This is a genomic window from Pseudomonas sp. H9 (assembly GCF_004353925.1).
GTDB lineage: Bacteria > Pseudomonadota > Gammaproteobacteria > Pseudomonadales > Pseudomonadaceae > Aquipseudomonas.
In genome coordinates this window covers 507,960-525,294 of record NZ_SMOK01000011.1, presented here as the reverse complement: position 1 = coordinate 525,294, position 17,335 = coordinate 507,960, and the positions used below count along the sequence as shown (strand labels likewise).

The following is a 17,335-nucleotide window of genomic DNA, read 5'->3' as shown; positions in this document are numbered from 1 at the left end:
TGGCGCCTGGGGTGTGTGGCGACTTCAATGGCTTGCTAATTCCACGCAGACACCTGACGAGTCAGCTCGCCGGGGTGTAAGAGCGCTATTGTTCCGGGCTGCGCAATCAGCTGACGGTGGTGCAGCGGTCGAGGGGTGAGCGTTGATCGCTTCTGTTTGAAAGGAAGGCGTTTGGTATCTCAAATTGATGAGGTCTGAGAATGGTTTTCGAGCCCAGAAGCAGTCGCTCCTTGCTCCAACGCAGAAGCAGTGTCAGTAACGCCATTCAGGCAGGTCTCGACGGCATCGCTGTGACGGGCGTTGCCTGGTACCTGATCGTCGATCAGATCGGTTACCTCACCTCAGATTACGTCATCATGCTGCTGCTGTTGATCGGCGCCCTGGCGGTCATCTATGACCATTACGCCATTTACCGCAGCAATGTCGGGCTGTCGATCAAGGCGTTCAGGTTGTTCAAAGCCTGGTCGGCGACTTTCTGTTTTCTGGTGGTCATGGCGTTCCTGACCAAAACCAGCGAAAACTATTCACGGATGCTGGTGGGGCAGTTATTTGTCATTGGCTATTTCGTGCAGCTGTTTCTGCATTTTGCGGTGCGTGAAGTACAAAAGCGCTTTATGGCCAACGCCTACCGGTTGGAAAATGCCTTGATCATCGGCGCGGGCGATCTGGCAAATTTCCTGCACCAGAAGATAAGTAACAACCCCTGGTTCGGCGAGCGGATTGTGGGCTGTGTGTTGATTGATGAAGCCGAAGAGGGTGGTAAAGAGCAGGCAGACGGCAAGCAACGCTTATCGGTACTGGGCCACATCGCCGAGCTTGATGAGATTGTCGCCCGACATGGTATTCGTACCGTGTACCTGGTGACCCCACTGGGGGGCTCGGAAGTAATCAACGAGGTGTACTTGAAGTTGCTCGACAAGTGCATTTCGGTGAACTGGGTACCCGACATCTTTTCGCTGCGCCTGATCAATCACAGCGTGCGCGAAATTGCCGGCATTCCGGTGCTGACCCTGTCGGAAACGCCACTGACCGGAATGAGCCTGTTCCTGAAAAACCTGGAAGACCGGGTGCTGGCTGCACTGATTCTGCTGTTTATTTCACCGGTATTGTTGTTGGTGGCCATTGCCATCAAGCTCGACAGCCGGGGGCCGGTATTCTTCCGCCAGGAACGCATGGGCTGGACTGGCGAGTCCTTCCGCATCTGGAAATTCAGAAGCATGGTCGTCCATCAGCCACAAGACGGCGTGGTCAAGCAGGCACAGAAGAATGACCCTCGCCTGACCCGGGTCGGCGCCTTCATTCGTCGCACCAGCCTGGATGAACTGCCGCAGTTGTTCAATGTGCTGACCGGTGAAATGTCCCTGGTGGGCCCGCGCCCGCACGCGCTGCAACATGACACGCTGTACTCCCAGGACATCGTCGACTATTTCGCCCGCCACAACATCAAACCCGGCATGACTGGCCTGGCTCAGGTGCGTGGCTTCAGAGGTGAAACCAAAGACATCGAACAGATGATCCAGCGGGTTGACTCGGATATCGAGTACATCAACAACTGGTCGCTATGGCTCGATTTCGTGATTCTGGTGCGCACGTTGAATGCTTTTACCGGCAAGCAAGCGTACTGAGGTTTCAAGCCCGGCGGTTTACAGCGTCGGTGCGTGCAACGCGCGGAAGCTTTCAGCTTCTTCCACCAACCAGTCGTGCACCGCCCGCGCGCTCGGATGGGTAAGGCCACCCGGCGGGTAAAGCAGCACGTAGCGTTTGTGGTTGGCGATTGGCAGGCCGAACGGCACGATCAGCGTGCCGCGTTCCAGTTCGTCGTTGAGCAGGGTTCGGCGGGCGATGGCCACACCGATACCGGCGATGGCCGCCTCAATGGTCAGGTGGTTGCGGTTGAAGGTATGCCCACGGCGCACATCCAGGCCACTGGCGCCAATGCCTTCCAGGTAAAACTCCCATTCGGCATATTCCGAGCTGCCCCGCCAGGCGGTGATGTCGTGCAGAAGGGGAAAGTGCGCCAGGTCATTCGGGCCATGCAGCGGCGGACGGCCACGCAGCAGGGCAGGAGAACAAACCGGGAAAATCTGCTCGTCGAGCAACGGCGTTGAATGCATACCGGGGTAGCTGCCGTCGTTGAGGTCGATGGCCAGATCGAAGTCGCCCTCACGCAATGCCTGGCTACTGTCTTCAGCCACCAGGCGCAGCTGGATGTCCGGGTAGCGCTGCTGCAGGCGCGGTAGGCGCGGGGTCAACCACTTGGCCAGAAACGAGGGGATCGAGCGCAAGCGCAGGGTGCCTCGGATTTCGCCGGCATCCAGGCGCAACAGCTCGGCATCGATGCTGCCGTAGGCTTCACTGACGGTTTGTGCCAGGCGCTGGCCCTCGGCGCTGAGCTCCACCCCACGGGCGCGGCGCAGGAACAGGCGAAAGCCCAGGCGCTCTTCCAGTTGTCGGATTTGTTGGCTCACCGCGCCCGGGGTGATGTGCAGTTCTTCAGCGCAGCGAGTGAACGACAGGTGCCGTGCAGCGCAGGAAAATACGTGCAGCCAGACATACATCTGGCCATTCAACTGTCGTCTCATCGTTTAGTTCTGCTAAAGGCTTGCTTAGAAAGTTTCGTTGGTCAACGCCGAAGTCGCCGGGCAGTATCGCGCAACTTCGCGACACTCTTCAATTTTTTCAAAACGCATCAGCAGGGCATTCGTCGGCTGAGCGTGCAGGCATTAGTATGGCTATCAGTGTTTTTGACCTTTTCAAAATTGGTATCGGGCCTTCGAGTTCCCATACCGTAGGCCCGATGCGGGCGGCTGCGACCTTCGCTCAAGCCTTGCGTGAGCAAGGCCTGCTAGAGCAGGTCAGCCGGGTGGAGGTTCGCCTGTATGGCTCACTGTCAGCTACCGGTGTGGGGCACGCCACCGACCGCGCTTGTTTGTTGGGGTTGATGGGCGAGTGGCCCGATCAGATCGACCCGCAGCGCATCGACACGTTGATCAGCCAGCTGCAGGAAAGCCAGGTGTTGCTGCTCGACGGTCATCATCGTGTCGCATTCGACTGCGCACGCGACCTGTTGTTGCTCGATGAGAGCCTGCCGTATCACCCCAATGCCATGACACTGGAAGCCAGCAGCACCTGCGGTTCGTTGTTGCAGCAAACCTACTACTCGGTGGGCGGCGGTTTTATTGTCGAGGCGGCACAGCTCGGTGCCACCAGCGATAGTGCCGAGCAGGTGAAATTACCGTATGACTTTAACAGCGCTGCCGAGCTGCTGGCCTTGTGCGCACAGCACCAGTTGCGCGTCAGCGAACTGATGATGGCCAACGAACGGGCCTGGCGCCCCGAAGCCGAAGTACGCAGTGGTTTGCTCAAACTCTGGGCGGCGATGCGTGAGTGCGTGGACAACGGTTTGCGCAACGAAGGCATCCTGCCGGGCGGGCTGAAGGTCAAGCGCCGAGCGGCCAGGTTGCATCGCAGCCTGCAGGAACTGGGCAAGCCCAACGTCATCGGCTCGACCTTGAGTGCAATGGAGTGGGTCAACCTGTTTGCCCTGGCGGTCAACGAAGAAAACGCCGCCGGCGGACGCATGGTCACCGCACCCACCAACGGCGCGGCGGGCATTATTCCGGCGGTGCTGCATTACTACATGAAATTCAACCCCGATGCCTGCGACAACGACGTTGTCGACTTCCTGCTCAGTGCGGCGGCCGTAGGCATTCTGTGCAAGAAAAACGCCTCGATTTCCGGTGCCGAGGTGGGCTGCCAGGGTGAGGTCGGCTCGGCCTGTTCCATGGCCGCAGCAGGGCTTGCCGAAGTGCTCGGGGCGACCCCGATGCAGCTGGAGAACGCCGCCGAAATTGCCCTTGAGCACAACCTGGGGCTGACCTGTGACCCGGTCGGCGGCCTGGTGCAAGTGCCGTGCATCGAGCGCAACGCCATTGCTGCGGTCAAGGCCATCAATGCCGTGCAAATGGCCTTGCGCGGTGATGGTGAACACTTCATTTCCCTGGACCGGGTGATCCGCACCATGCGCGATACCGGTGCCGACATGCACGCCAACTACAAGGAGACGTCACGCGGCGGCCTGGCGGTCGCTTTCGTCGAGTGTTGAGAGTGGTGGGAGCGGGTTTGCCCCGCGATGCAGCGTGACAAACCAACTGCAATCGCGGGGCAAGCCCGCTCCCACTCATTAGAAGCTACAAAAACAACTACAAGGCAATATCGATGACTGATGTAAACACCACCGCCCAACCGGGTGTGGGCGCGCTTGCGCGTGAAGACAGTAAAACCTGGAACCGCCACGACACCACCTGGTTGTTAGGCCTGTACGGTACCGCCATCGGCGCCGGTACCTTGTTCTTGCCGATCAACGCCGGGGTAGGGGGCTTCTGGCCGCTGCTGGTGCTGGCGCTGCTGGCGTTCCCCATGACCTTCTATGCACACCGGGGCCTCACCCGCTTTGTGCTGTCGGGCAAGCGTGGCGCCACTGAAGACATCACCGAAGTGGTTGAAGAGCACTTCGGTGTCGGTGCCGGTAAGCTGATCACCTTGCTGTACTTCTTCGCCATCTTCCCGATTCTGCTGGTATACAGCGTGGCGTTGACCAACACCTTGGGCAACTTCATCGAACACCAGTTGCACATGACACCGCCGCCGCGCGCTTTGCTGGCGTTGCTGTTGATCTGCGGCCTGATGATCGTGGTTCGTTGTGACCAGGCCATCATCGTCAAGGTCATGAGTCTGTTGGTCTATCCCTTCGTCGCTGCCTTGCTGCTGCTGGCGCTGAGCCTGATTCCCAACTGGAACGGCGCGTTCTTTGCCCAGGCCGCCGACGGCATGCCGCTGGACCTGTTCCTGAAAACCTTGTGGCTGGCGATTCCGGTCATGGTGTTCTCGTTCAACCATTCGCCGATTATTTCTGCCTTCGCAGTCGATCAGAAACACCGCTATGGCGAGCAGGCTGACCACAAGAGCGGCCGCATCCTGGCCAGTGCCCATGTAATGATGGTGCTGACGGTGATGTTCTTCTGCTTCAGTTGCGTACTGGCCTTGAGCCCGGCGGACCTGGCAGCCGCCAAGCAACAGAACATCTCGATCCTGTCGTACCTGGCCAACCACTTCCAGACCCCGGTGATTGCCTTTGTCGCACCGCTGATTGCCTTGGTGGCGATTACCAAATCGTTCCTTGGTCACTACATTGGGGCCAGCGAAGGCTTCCAGGGCATCATCGTGAAGAACCTGCGCAGCCGCGGTAAGCAATTGCCGGCCAAACGCCTGGAGCAACTGACCGCGCTGTTCATGGTGATCACCTGTTGGCTGGTGGCGACCCTCAACCCGAGCATTCTCGGCATGATCGAAAGTATCGGCGGGCCGATCATCGCTTGCCTGCTGTTCCTGATGCCGATGTACGCCATTCACAAGGTGCCGTCGCTGCGCAAGTATTCGGGCAAGGCGTCCAACCTGTTTGTGGTGCTGATTGGCCTGATTACCTTGTCGGCGATTCTGTACTCCTTCTTTGCCTGAGACGGATGTGGCGTTGTCGTTCCGATGACAGAACGCTGCAGGCTGTGATTGCCACTTTCCCTGCACCGGGTCTGACGCTAGTGTGAACACTCTCGCGTCAGGCCCTGCTGGCCTGGCCACCGCAAAGGAAGCTTCGCAGATGTCCGATTCGACCGTCCACGCCGAGCTGGGTGAGATCCCTTACACCGTCAATCTGTCCGCTGGCATGAACCAGTGGCTGGCCGATGAAGACCAGGCCCTGGGCGGCCGAGATGCCGGCCCCAACCCTCATCAGTTGTTGCTCTCGGCTTTGGGCGCTTGCACGGCCATCACCTTGTCGATGTATGCCCGGCGCAAGGAATGGCCTCTGCAGCATGTGCATGTGCTGCTGGATATCGTCAAGGAAGAGAAAACCGTGCCAGCGCGCACCGAGATCAAGCGTGTGATTGAACTTCACGGTGATCTCGATGCGGCCCAGCGTGAACGGTTGCTGGGTGTGGCCAATGCCTGTCCGGTGCACAAGCTGCTCAGTGGCAGCATTGTTATTGACAGCAGTCTGAGCGCTTAACGCGACTCGCTCTTGAACTTGACGAAGCTGCGGCGCATGTCCGACGCCCAGCCGTCGAGTACCGGCTTGACGTCTTGCACGGTCAGCTTGGTGCTCTTGTTCTCAAGCTCCTTGCCCGCGCCTTTACGGACTACCTGGGCGACCACAGTGTTGTTGCCGCCATCGAGAAACGCAGCTTCAGTGGCGATATCCACCTCTTGGTCGCGACCACCGGCGGCGGTGTTGACCGCCGCTATCACCAGTGCGATCGGGATCACTTCATAGGGCTTGAGCCCTTCGGTGTGAGTGGCCACGGCGGTAATCGCCGGACGCACTACCAGTACATTCGGCCCCGCTTTGCTCGCCAGTGGAACTACCGCGCCCAGTTCGCGCTTGAGTGCAGTGTCGTAATAGCGGGTGATTTCTTGCAGCGTCTGCGCCGAAATCACGTCAGTGGGCTGCGGCTTGGGGTAGAACTGACTGGGCTCAATGTACACCTGGCTGTAGCGAGCAGCCTTGAGGTTCGGGTCAATCCAGCGCATCACCGGCGCGCCGGAAATACTCTCGGCTTCCTTCAGGCGGCTGTAGTCTTTGAGAAACCCGGAGTACTGGCTGGGATCGACCCTGGAACTGGCACATCCGGCCAAGGCAATGAGCGTGGCGCACAACAACGTGGAGCGCAGCGTTGAATTCATAGCACGTAATCCCTTGGCATATTCACTTGCAAACAACGCTAGCAGTTGGGCGACGCTTGGCCAGTGTTGGGCAATAATTTTGTGGCGACCAGCCATCGATGTGCTGCACACCTGTGCACTCAATCAAGCCATCGTTTTTCGCTCTGCAAGCGTCTACCACGCTGTTTGCACCGTTTGTGAGGGGCTGGCGACAACGCGCCTGAATCGGTAACGTGGGGGCAGGATTGCGTTAAAGCTCATGGACCGACACCCGCTATTGACCTTTAAGTACGTGAGTATGGACACCAAGAAAGCCTCAAACTTTACCTATCAGGCGGTGTACCGCTACCTCGTTGAACTGATAGAAGCCAGTGATCCGCAAATTGAGCAGCGATTACCGTCGTTGCGACAGTTAGCTTTGCGTCTAAATGTTTCAGTTTCCTCGACCAAATATGCCTATTCCTTGCTCGAGGATGAGGGGCGCATCTACGCCAGACCCAAGTACGGATATTTTACCCGTGCCATGCCGGGCGCACTGGTGGGCGAAGATTCCCCCAACCTGCTGGACAATGTGTTCACCAACGCCCGGCAGCCGGGCATGCTGGCGTTGAGCAGTGATGCCCCGGCGATGTTGCTGTCGCTGGAAAAGCCTCTGCTGATGATCGAGCGCGAACTGGCGCGCCAGTACCCGCGCTCTCATGCACCGCTGTACCAGCCGTTTGGTGAGCCGGAACTGCGCAGTGTTCTGGCCGATCGTTACACCTGTTCTACCCGTAGCTACTGGCAGGCTGAGCACGTATACATCGGTTCGGACCTGCGCAGCGTCATGGAAACGGCCTTGAGCGCGCTGCAGCTTGAAGGCAGTGTGGCGTTGGTCGAATCGCCGTGCTCCTGGGCGGTACTGCGGCAATTGCAGGCGGCGAAAATCAGGGTCATCGAGGTGGCGCTGGGCGATAACGGCCGTTTTGACCTGAGCGCGCTGGAGCGCCTGTTGCGTCAGGAGCCGGTGCGCCTGGCAGTGTTTTCTTCGACCCTGAGCAGCCCTCATGGTGGGCTGATGCCTGCGCAAGACAAACAACAAATCTGCCGCTGGCTGGCAGAGCGTGATGTCTGGTTGTTTGAAAACGATAGTTACGGTGAGTTTTGTTTCACCTCCGGCGCTAGCCGCTTTCGTGACTTTGCCGATCCGCAAAAGCTCCTGGTGTTCTCCACCTTCGACAAGATCATCGGTTCGGAAGCGCCGTTCGGCTACCTGCTTTGTCGGCGGCATATTCCGCAGCTGCACCGCTTGTTCCTGGAGCGCGCGTTTCGCTTGTCGCCGATTCGTCAGAAGGCGATTGCCAAGCTGTTCAGTTCCCGGCGCATCGATCAACACCTGGTGGCACTGCGTGCCCAGTTGCATGATCGCATGCGCTGCATGAAGGGTTTGTTGTTGGAACATATGTGTGAGCAGTTCCGCATCATCGAGCCTCACGGGGGTGCCACCTTCTGGCTTGAAGCCACGCGGCCGGTCGAGATGCGCCAGGTGTTCGACCGCTTGCTGGCGCAACGTGTAGTCATTGCGCCTGGGGAAATTTTCAGTCTGCAAGGTAACTGGCGGCATCATTTGCGATTGAGCTACACCCTGGACTGGTCCAAGGACATTCCCCAGGCACTACAGCGTTTGGCGCAGGCTACCGCCCAAGCCAGTTAAACCCCATAGCAATGCCGCAGTTCAGGGAAATGCCCGTTGCGCACCTCATCGGCGTACTGGCTACACGCATCGCGAATCACCGCGCCCACATCAGCATAACGCTTGACGAAGCGCGGCACCTGATCACCACCCAGGCCCAGCAGGTCTTCGGTGACCAGCACCTGACCGTCACAGGCCGGTGATGCACCGATGCCAATCGTAGGCACCTTGCTGTCGCGAGTGATTTGCCGCGCAACCTGTTCGGCTACGCCCTCCAGCAACACGCTGAAAGCGCCCGCAGCAATCGTGGCATGGGCATCCTCGACAATGTGGGCGGCGCTTTCGGCGGTCAGCCCCTGGGCTTTGAAACCGCCCATGACGTTGACGAATTGCGGCATCAGCCCGACGTGGGACATCACCGGAATGCCTCGTGCAACGAGAAACTCGACGGTGCTTGCCAAGGCCGTGTTGGCTTCCAGCTTCACGGCGTCGCAACCGGTGCGCGACAGCACTTGGGCGCAGTTGCGAAAGGCCTGTTCATGGGATTCCTGGTAGCTGCCGAACGGCATGTCGGCAATCACACAGGCCGAGCGTGTGCAGTCGACCACCGCCCGGGTGTGGGCGATGGTTTCTTCCAGCTGCATGCTCAGCGTCGAAGCGCGGCCGTAGCCGACCATCGCAGTGGAGTCACCGACCAGGATGAAATCGACGATAGGGTCGATCAACGTGGCAATCGAGCTTGTGTATGCCGTCAAAGAGACGATCTTTTGCTGGCCTTTCATGGCGACCAGTTGCGGAACCGTCGTGCGCTTGGTGCGGATAGGTGTGCTCATCAGTGTTTTCCTGTGATGTGGGCCAGCCCCGTTAGGGGCTGCCGTGGGTTACAAGCAGTTTTTCTCCCATACACGCCAGGCCTGGTGGTCCTGGCGAATCCGGTCGGCGCTCGGGTGCAGCAAAAACACCGCCCCCGGCGAGCTGTTGAGGTCAATGGTCGGCACGGTGTGGCGACCGTCGCTGAAACGAAAGCGTGCGCTGTGGTAGCTGCCCAGGCTGTCGAGCTGCTGGCGCACGGTGGTGAGGTTGAACGGGGCAGACCGGCGGCTGATCAGGTTCAGCGTGCAGCAATGATTGAGCAGGCGATAACGTTGGGGGTGACGGGCAAGCGCGTGCGGCTGCAAGTATTTCAGGCAGGTGAGGGCAACTTGATCATTGCCTGTGGCCGCCTGCAGTGCCTCGGGGTTGGCCAGGCCCGAGAGGCGCGCACCGGTCTCCAGCAGTCGAGGCCCTTGGGCGGTGAGGATCACTTCGGTATGCGCCGGGCCGTGGGCGATGGCCAGGGCATCGAGCACACCCTGGACATAGTCGATCAATGACACCAACACCGGGTCATGGGCCGGCAGCAGGTCTTCGCAGTCATAGATCTTGCGCCCGTCACTGCTCAAGGTCTTGCTGCTTTTCCAGACATCGGTGATCCAGTGCTGACCTTCATGGCTGACACTGTTGATGATGTACTCGTCGCCCTCCAGGTATTCCTGCAACAGCAGTGCGTGGTTGTTGCACATCATCAGGTTGGTGGCACCCAGAATGCAGGCGACAGCGAGTTGCAGTTGCTCGATATCGTGACAAATGAACACGTTGTCTGAGCCGGCACTGTCCAGCGGTTTGACCACCACCGGCCTGGCGCCTCGGGCCTGGAACCACGCTACCGCCTGTTCGCATGAAGCGGTGCGCAGTTGGGCGGCCACCGGCAAGCCGGCACAGGCCACTTGCTCCGCCATCAGTGATTTGTCGCGACGGGCTGCCGAGTATTCGGGGTCGTTGCCAGGTAACTCAAGGGCTGCGGCCAGGCGATCGGCCAGTTCCACGCCGAACTCGCTACCGGTTATCACGGCGGCCGGCTGATGGGCTTTCAACTGCTCAACCAGCGCCTGAAAACCCAGCGTCTGGAGGTTGTAATGCGCCAGGAACAGCGCCTGCGGGCAACTGGCAGCAAAGGCTTGCGGCATGTCGCTGCGGGAGCTTACGTGCAGCAGCGGCCGCTGCTCGGCCAAGGCGCGGGCCAGCAGGGCGCCGGTTGAATAGGCATCGACCAGCACCAGCGGTGCCAGGTTTGCGTCAATGCAAGGGTTGGTCATAGCGATTCACCGTGTAATGCAGCATTTCAAACAGTTGTGCGGAGCGGATGCCGGGGCCGGTGGCCGACAGGCCGCAACTGCGTGGCAGCGGCAGGTTGCCGACATTGGCCCAGCGCAGCGCGCCATTGGCGTCGATGTGGGTGGTGGCACGTCCGGGGTTGTCCGGGTGCAGGCAGTAGGGGATGTCCAGCAGGCCTCTGGCGAAGGCCTGCATCAAGGCGACCGCCAGGTCGTTGTGCAGGTTGCGCACCTGCTCGACCAATTGCCGTGCCTCAAACAGCACTTCCTCGTAGTAGGCAGTGCTGTCGGGCGTGTCGTCGCACAGGGGCTGGTGGGCGACCTGTGCAGCCATGTTCAGGGCGTCCAGGTTGTCTTGCACAGATGGAATCTGCAGGGATTCGGCGACGGTCTTGACGATCAAGCGCTCACAACCCGCAGCCCTGGCCAGGCGTGCACTGTCGCAGATCAAGCGCCGGGCGCCATGCTCGGTGGTCGGGAATACGCCCATGTAGGTGTACACCACCACGTGCCAGTGGTTACCGCCAAGGTATTCAGCCGCCAGCTCGCGCATCGCCCGCAATGCCCCCAGGTCTTGCGCCATGCTGGTGCCCTGGGCATAGCTGAGCGAGACGCTGTTGATGCCATGCTGGCGGAAGAACAACGCTTCAAGCAGGCTCATCGCAACCAGTAATGACGGCGGGCACAACTGCCCCAGCAGGCAACCACCGAAACTCTCGATGTGGCCATGAGGCGTGGCGTCGGCCAGCAATCGGCAGCTCTCGGCCCAGGCCTCGATGGCATTGGCCAACGGAAGACGACTGTAGGGCATGCAATAGGACACCGGACCGCCCTCGGTAGCGTCCAGGCCGGCCGCTGCCATGCGCTTGAAGATGGTTTGCGGTTGCGCTGTGCCGTGGCGCACCTGGATTGGAAAGTCCGGGCGATAGAGACCCTGCAACAGCCCCTGAACGGCGTGCAGCGAGTGAGTGACGATAGGAAAGCCGTTCAAGGGGCTATCGTTGTTCAAACACTGCAAGGCGCTTTGGTAGTCGCCGACACGGGTATAGCTGTCCAGGGTAATGGTGCCGACGGTCGCCCAGGGCAACTCGGCGACCGCAGACAGGCCTGCGCGCATCGGTTCGATGGCGCCGAAGCCCATGCGTGGCTGCACGACCAGTTGGCCCTTGGCGTGAGCCTGTTCAATGAAACGTTGGAAAAAGCCGGCGTGGACTGGAGGCATGCGTCAACGTCCCGAAACCAGTTCGATCACTTGCACGCCAGACACTGGGTCCAGATGGGTGATGCGGCCTTTGTGCGGGTCACCGGCGCGTACCCTGGCGATCAGGCTGTTGTCACTGTTGAAATCAACCAGGTCATGGCCATAAAGGCTACGCAGTGCCGTCAATGGCAAACCGCTGATCTGAGTAAGCCACACGCTCAAGGCGGGATGCTCGATAGCCCCGGCCAGCAGCTCATGCAATTGTTGCAAGTCACCCAGACGCTGTGGATGGCACAGGGTGACAAAGCGCGACAGTTCACGGCCGCGGCCAACAAACGGGGCGAATTGCATGCACACCAGCTGGCTTTCACTCAGGTCGAAGGCCTCGCTGGCAAAGCGGTTGGCCAATGCCCGGCGCTCGTCTTTACCCGTGAGGGTGCTGTAAGGTGCCAAGGCCAGCTCGATCAGGCGTTCAGGCATTTCCTTTTTGCGCATCAGAGCTTGGGCCAGCTCAAGGTACTCGTCGATCCCCTGGTGATAGCTTCGACCTTGTACGTACTGGACTTTAAGGCCGCGAAAGTGCGCCATCAGCATCGGATTGGCACAGTCTGACTCCGTGAAGCTGAAGGCCAGCTCCTCAAAGCGGAAGTCGAGAAACTCGGTGATCAGGTCCCAGTGGTCATCCACCCGATAGCTGACCAGGTCATAGATGCTGATGAACGCTGGGTCCGCACTTGCGCTACCGCTGGCGACGCGACGCTCGGCACGCTGCTGGTCGAAGCCTTCGCCAAACAGTTCGTCAAAGTAGTGCTGGGCCACACCATCGAGTGCTTGTAGCAGGCCGCGAAAGCCTTCGCGTCGACAGGTATCTACATCCAGCCCGACCCGCTGGGCCAGGCGCATGATCCAGGTAAAGTAGTGTTTCTGTTCCTTGCGTGAGTCACCGGTAACCACCGCATTGACCCCGCCTTGCCACCAGGCGGCGCGACCGTAGAAGTCGGCCACCGCCAGGTTGCAGCTGTTGCAGAACGTCGGACGGCCGTCACCGGCGGTTCGGTGGCCGTTCATCAGCACGTCAAAGCGGTTGATGTCTCGCACCGCTTGGGGGAACGGTAGATGGCGTTCGTACGGGCGGATCTGCTGGTGGTCGACTACCAGCATCTCCACACGGGCATCGTCATACAGACGCAGCGCGCGGTAGACACGATCGATGTTGGCCATCACTGCGTCGGGCACTCCGGCGTGGCGCATGTTGGCGATGCGCAGCCGGAAAGTTCGGCTGTGCAGCACGTTCAAGTGCAGTTGCACGGCGCGGATCAGCGACACCGTGTACGAGCTGTCTTTGCCGCCGCCGTAGGCAACCATCAGTTTATAGTCGGGCAGGGCGTCGAGGCCGCCGGCGGCTGCAATCAGGCGCTCGCCCAAGGTCACCACGGCGTTACGGTCTACAACGCTCAGGTAGTGATTGAGGGTGTCCAGCAACAGGGCGTCGGTGGTGTGCAGCGGGGCAGCAATGTTCATAGCGGTTCAGCCTGGAATTGAAAGTGCGTGATGACCTGGTGGATATCGCGCTCGATGTCCGCCTCGTTGGCATCGGTGAAGATGAAGCGACCGCTGTGCAGGGCGTCGTAGCTGCCACCTGCCTCAAGCACCTGCCCGGGTTTGGGCACAAGGGCGCGCCACAAGCTGGGCACCGCAGGGCCTGTGGTGTGCGCCTGAATGACCCGGCAGGGCAACTGCGCCGGCTTTGGAATGACCAGCCAACCGCCGCTGAGGTCTTGCATGGATGCCGGCACCACGATCGGTGTGCCGATCTGGCGTTTAAGCCAGTGCTCGTAGAGGTTTACCCCGAAGACTTTGTTGATCAGGTGCGGCACTTCACTGCCGCCCACCCGCCCGCCGATTTCCAGAAACACGACTTCACCTTCCGGGGTGACGAACACCTCCAGATGAAACGCGCTGTCGCACAGCCGCAGGGCTTGCAGGCAGCGCTTGCTGAAGGCTTCGATCTGCGTGCGTAGCGGCGAGCTTTGCAGGATGACCGAACCCAGCGGCTGATGGCTGGCGAAATCCAGGCAACTGTTGACGTAGCGCGATACCACCTGGAACGGCACCTGGCCCAAGGCATCGGTGAAGCCATCAATGTGGTAGACCTGCCCTTGAATGAAAGCTTCTACTTCGTAGCGCTCAAGCGCTACCTCTGCCAGCAGTGAGCGCAAGGTCTGGGCGTCTGCTGCCTTGGCCACACCGATGCTGGCGGCGCCGTCCAGCGGTTTGACGATGACCGGGTAACCGACGAACTCGGCGAACGCCAGGGCCTGCTCGATCGACTGGCAACGACTGAAGGCTGGCACCGCGATGCCTTGGGCATGCAGGATCTCCTTCATCCGTGCCTTGTCGCGGTACACCGCGACTTGCTCGGGGCCGTGGCCGGGAATGTTCAAGGTCTTGCGCACCCGGGCGGCAATTTCCAGGGTGAACTCCGATAGGGCAATCAGTAGATCGACCGGCCCGACCTTGGCGACGATCTCACTGACTCCCGCTAGCAATTGCTCATAGCGGTTAACGTCTTCGACCTGGACCCAATGGGCAATCTGTTCGCGTGGCGCCAGCACACCTTCGGCGCCCGGGCCATCGACGACATAGCTGATGCGGTGTTGTTGGTGGTCAAAGAAATGTTCGTATTGGGTCAGTTCGTTGTCCCAGCGTTCGCTGTCCTGAAAGCGTGGCCAGCGGTTGACGATGACGATGTGCATGGCGGTAATCCTTTGAATGGGAGGAGGGCTGACGTCACGCTCGGCATGCAGGTGTGCCGGCGCCCAGGGCGACGGTCGGCCCAACGTTGTCGAGGGTGCTCAGGTAGGTTTCAAACGCCTCGATCGCATCGGCTTCGATGAATACCTGATTGAAGCCGGCAGCCAAAAGCTCTTGGCATACGGCTTGGGTCTGTGTGTGCGAGGTGGTCAACTTGCCGCCGATCACGCAGGGCAGGTGCGGGTAGTGCTGGCGCACCTCGCGGATCAGCGCCAGCCCCTGATAGTGACCATGGCCATTGACGCTACTGATCACCAGTAGCTGCGTTTGCCCTTGCGCCAGCACCTGCAAGATGGCCTGCACCGGTGTGCAGCTGCCCAGGTTTTTGACCTGCAGGCCATGCTCGCTCAGCCAAAGCTGCAGGTAGACCAGGTTCCACATGTGTGCATCGGACTCGACGGTAGCCAGCAGACAGTGGTGTTCGCCTTTCATGTGTTCGCCTCCATGGCACAAACAGGGGGATGCAGGGCCGCGCGAAAGCGGCGGGTTGTGAGTAGCAACAGCAGGCTGCCGGGCACGCTCAGCACGATGGCCAGCACCAGGATCAGCGCCTGGGCGCCATAGCTGTGGCCGATGCTGGCGGTCAGCAAACCGCCCAGTGGGTACGACAACAGGTTGACCAGGTAGAACGGGCCCATCACTTTGCCCAGGTGTTCACGGGCAATGGCCTTGATGCGCTGGGTGCGGTTGAACACGTTGAACAGCGCACAACCCGCCATGGCCAGGACGAAGCTTGCGGCATACATCAGCACGCCAGTGGCCAGGCCCATGCTCAGCAGCCCCAGGCACAGCAAGGCAAAGCCCCAGGCGCCAAGGTGATAGATCGACATGCGCTGTAACAGCCGTGGCACCAGCAGGAAGTTGGCGATGCCCAGCGCTCCGGCAGCGGCGTTCATCAGGCCAAACACGCCATCGTCGGCCTGAAACACACCGCTGATCAGGAAGGCGTTCGCACTCAAAACGCAGGCGAATGCCAGGTTGATGGTGAAGTTCAGCGCGGCCAGTGAAAGCACGGGCGGGTTGTTGAGCAGCAGGCGCCAGCCCAGTTGCAGGTCGTCGAGCACTGCCGTGGATGATTTCTGTGGTGCCTGGGTGGGGAGTCCCTGCCAGTACAACGACGCGGTGGCAAACGCCAGTGCCGCAAGGCCGAGCAGCACCAGCTTGGAGGTATACAGCGCCAGCAGGGCCGCCAATGCCGGGCCCAAGGCCATGGCCAGCAGCTCCATGTTCTGCACCAACGACTGGGTATGTGCCAGGCGTTCGGGCGCGGCCATCAGCGGTACGCTCTTCTCCACTGCCATGCGCACCGGTGCCATCAGCAACGACAAGACAATACCGTTGAGGGCCAACGCCCAAATGGTCAGCCCGGGGCTGTACCAGCACAGCAACACGGTCAGGCCAAGGCTGACTGCGCGTGCGGCGTTGGCCTGGCGGAACAGCAAACGCCCGCCGAAACGGTCCGCCAGCAGGCCGGCGAACGGGTAGGCGAGCAGGGCCGGCAGCCACTCCAGGGCAAACACCACCCCGGAATAGCGCACGCTGCCCGACAGCTGATACACCAGCAACGGTACCGCAAAGAGGACCGTTTGCTCGGCCAGCAAGGCGCAGAGCAAACCGGCGCCGAAACGCCGTAGCCTTCGGCTGTCATGCATGCTGATGGTCCAGTTGCGCTTCCAGGGCTCGCAGGCGTGGCAGGACATGGCGGCAAAAGCCGCGCATTTCGTCACGGGTTGGCCAGCCGGAGAAAATGAACTCGCTGACGCCGACTTTCTTGTATTCGATCAGGTACTCGGCAACCTCCTGGTAGCTGCCCACCACACACAGCGCAGGGCCACCACGGTAGGCAACGGCACCCGACCAGAGCATCGGCGAGAGCCAGTCATGGCTGGCGCCTTCGGCCAGGCGGAACGAGGTTTTCACCGCCTCGGAGTCGCAGCGGGCGACGAACTGGCGGACCCATTCGCGGTGCTGCTCGTCGGGGTTCTGCATCATCTGCTCGACTGCGGCCAAAGCTTCTTCGCGGGTTTCACGGGCCAGGATGTGCATGCGGATCCCTACCGAACAGCCGGCCTCAAGCACGTTGCGGCTTGCAGCTGCGATGCCTTCAGGGGTGTCGCCATAACGCAGCCAGCAATCGCTTTGAGACACGGCGATCTGTTGGGCAATCGCCGAGGCGCCACTGAGGTAGATCTGTGGCCGTTCATGGTCTTTGAAGGGCAGGCCCAGTTGCGCCTGTTCAATACGGTAGTGTTCACCCTGGTGGCTCAGCGGGCTCTCGCCTTTCCAGAAACGATGGAGAATTTCAAGAAATTCGCGGGTGCGTTCGTAGCGGCCGTCGTGCCCGACAAAATCGCCGTAGAAGGCTTGTTCATCCGGCGAGATACCAGCCACCAGATTCAGCGCAATCCGCTTGTCGGACATCCACGACACGGTGTTGACGATCTGGGTGAACAGCGTCGGCGGCAGCAGGCCCGGACGATAGGCAAGGATGAATTTGACCCGGCTGGTTTCGCGTACCAGCGCACCGATCATCGGCAGCGGGTCGGGCATGTGGTAACTGATGCCCATCAACAGCGAATCGATCCCCAGCTCGTCGGCCTCTTGGGCGAAGTCGACGATGCCGGCGAAGTCCAGCGCGCCGGTGTTGTACTTCTCGCTGGCCTTCTGTTGGCCGCTGTCGAGAGGGGAGCACCAGTGAATACGTAGAGCGGGCATGGGTTTACTCCAGGCGAATTCCGTCGCCTGCCGCAGGGCGGCAGGTGAGGAACAGTGGGCAAG

General features: G+C 60.4%; 15 protein-coding genes. 5 read left to right on the top strand and 10 right to left on the bottom strand.

Annotation, left to right across the window (positions count from 1 at the left end; all coding sequences use genetic code 11):
* The first annotated feature begins 200 nt into the window (after positions 1–200).
* Positions 201–1,625: an undecaprenyl-phosphate glucose phosphotransferase gene (locus tag E1573_RS10225; RefSeq protein ID WP_133213187.1), complete on the top strand. Its 1,425-nt coding sequence runs from the start codon at positions 201–203 to the stop codon at positions 1,623–1,625.
* An 18-nt stretch (positions 1,626–1,643) separates the two neighbouring features.
* Here the strand turns inward: E1573_RS10225 and E1573_RS10220 are convergent, their stop codons facing one another.
* Positions 1,644–2,582 carry a LysR substrate-binding domain-containing protein gene (locus E1573_RS10220; protein WP_133213185.1) on the bottom strand — a complete coding sequence of 313 codons (939 nt, stop codon included), beginning with the start codon at positions 2,580–2,582 and terminating at the stop codon, positions 1,644–1,646.
* Between the two features lie 146 nt (positions 2,583–2,728).
* On the opposite strand from E1573_RS10220, the gene E1573_RS10215 reads away from it, so the two are divergent.
* From E1573_RS10215 to E1573_RS10205, 3 genes are all read left to right on the top strand, one after another.
* Positions 2,729–4,105: an L-serine ammonia-lyase gene (locus E1573_RS10215; protein WP_133213183.1), complete on the top strand. Its 1,377-nt coding sequence runs from the start codon at positions 2,729–2,731 to the stop codon at positions 4,103–4,105.
* A gap of 113 nt (positions 4,106–4,218) precedes the next feature.
* The gene (locus E1573_RS10210) at positions 4,219–5,517 is read left to right on the top strand and encodes a serine/threonine transporter (protein ID WP_133213181.1); all 1,299 of its coding nucleotides are present in this window, start codon (positions 4,219–4,221) and stop codon (positions 5,515–5,517) included.
* A gap of 139 nt (positions 5,518–5,656) precedes the next feature.
* Positions 5,657–6,064 carry an OsmC family protein gene (locus E1573_RS10205; protein ID WP_133213179.1) on the top strand — a complete coding sequence of 136 codons (408 nt, stop codon included), beginning with the start codon at positions 5,657–5,659 and terminating at the stop codon, positions 6,062–6,064.
* Here the strand turns inward: E1573_RS10205 and E1573_RS10200 are convergent.
* Positions 6,061–6,738 carry a DUF3313 domain-containing protein gene (locus tag E1573_RS10200; RefSeq protein ID WP_133213176.1) on the bottom strand — a complete coding sequence of 226 codons (678 nt, stop codon included), beginning with the start codon at positions 6,736–6,738 and terminating at the stop codon, positions 6,061–6,063. The two genes, E1573_RS10205 and E1573_RS10200, sit on opposite strands and share 4 nt — an antisense overlap.
* A gap of 277 nt (positions 6,739–7,015) precedes the next feature.
* Between E1573_RS10200 and E1573_RS10195 the strand changes: the two genes are divergently transcribed.
* The gene (locus E1573_RS10195) at positions 7,016–8,410 is read left to right on the top strand and encodes a PLP-dependent aminotransferase family protein (protein WP_133213174.1); all 1,395 of its coding nucleotides are present in this window, start codon (positions 7,016–7,018) and stop codon (positions 8,408–8,410) included.
* Here E1573_RS10195 and panB read toward each other — a convergent pair.
* Genes panB through E1573_RS10155 form a run of 8 tightly spaced genes read right to left on the bottom strand, consistent with a single transcriptional unit; the run spans position 8,407 to position 17,272 of the window.
* Positions 8,407–9,222, bottom strand: coding sequence for a 3-methyl-2-oxobutanoate hydroxymethyltransferase (panB, locus tag E1573_RS10190; protein ID WP_133213172.1), 816 nt, complete (start codon positions 9,220–9,222; stop codon positions 8,407–8,409). The two genes, E1573_RS10195 and panB, sit on opposite strands and share 4 nt — an antisense overlap.
* A 48-nt stretch (positions 9,223–9,270) precedes the next feature.
* Positions 9,271–10,524, bottom strand: coding sequence for an ATP-grasp domain-containing protein (locus E1573_RS10185; protein WP_133213170.1), 1,254 nt, complete (start codon positions 10,522–10,524; stop codon positions 9,271–9,273).
* Entirely contained in the window at positions 10,505–11,764 is a 1,260-nt protein-coding gene (locus E1573_RS10180) for a methylaspartate mutase (protein ID WP_133213168.1), read from the bottom strand. Before E1573_RS10180 ends, E1573_RS10185 begins: the two co-directional genes overlap by 20 nt.
* Positions 11,765–11,767: 3 nt before the next feature.
* Complete coding sequence (locus E1573_RS10175) at positions 11,768–13,264, bottom strand: hypothetical protein (protein WP_133213166.1); 1,497 nt, start codon at positions 13,262–13,264, stop codon at positions 11,768–11,770.
* Positions 13,261–14,499: an acetyl-CoA carboxylase biotin carboxylase subunit family protein gene (locus E1573_RS10170; RefSeq protein ID WP_133213164.1), complete on the bottom strand. Its 1,239-nt coding sequence runs from the start codon at positions 14,497–14,499 to the stop codon at positions 13,261–13,263. Before E1573_RS10170 ends, E1573_RS10175 begins: the two co-directional genes overlap by 4 nt.
* A gap of 34 nt (positions 14,500–14,533) precedes the next feature.
* Positions 14,534–14,989, bottom strand: coding sequence for a cobalamin B12-binding domain-containing protein (locus E1573_RS10165; RefSeq protein ID WP_133213162.1), 456 nt, complete (start codon positions 14,987–14,989; stop codon positions 14,534–14,536).
* Complete coding sequence (locus E1573_RS10160) at positions 14,986–16,209, bottom strand: MFS transporter (RefSeq protein WP_133213160.1); 1,224 nt, start codon at positions 16,207–16,209, stop codon at positions 14,986–14,988. The genes E1573_RS10165 and E1573_RS10160 overlap by 4 nt, the downstream gene beginning before the upstream one ends.
* On the bottom strand, positions 16,202–17,272 hold the full coding sequence (locus E1573_RS10155) for an LLM class flavin-dependent oxidoreductase (RefSeq protein WP_133213158.1): 1,071 nt from the start codon (positions 17,270–17,272) through the stop codon (positions 16,202–16,204). Before E1573_RS10155 ends, E1573_RS10160 begins: the two co-directional genes overlap by 8 nt.
* Positions 17,273–17,335: the final 63 nt, after the last annotated feature.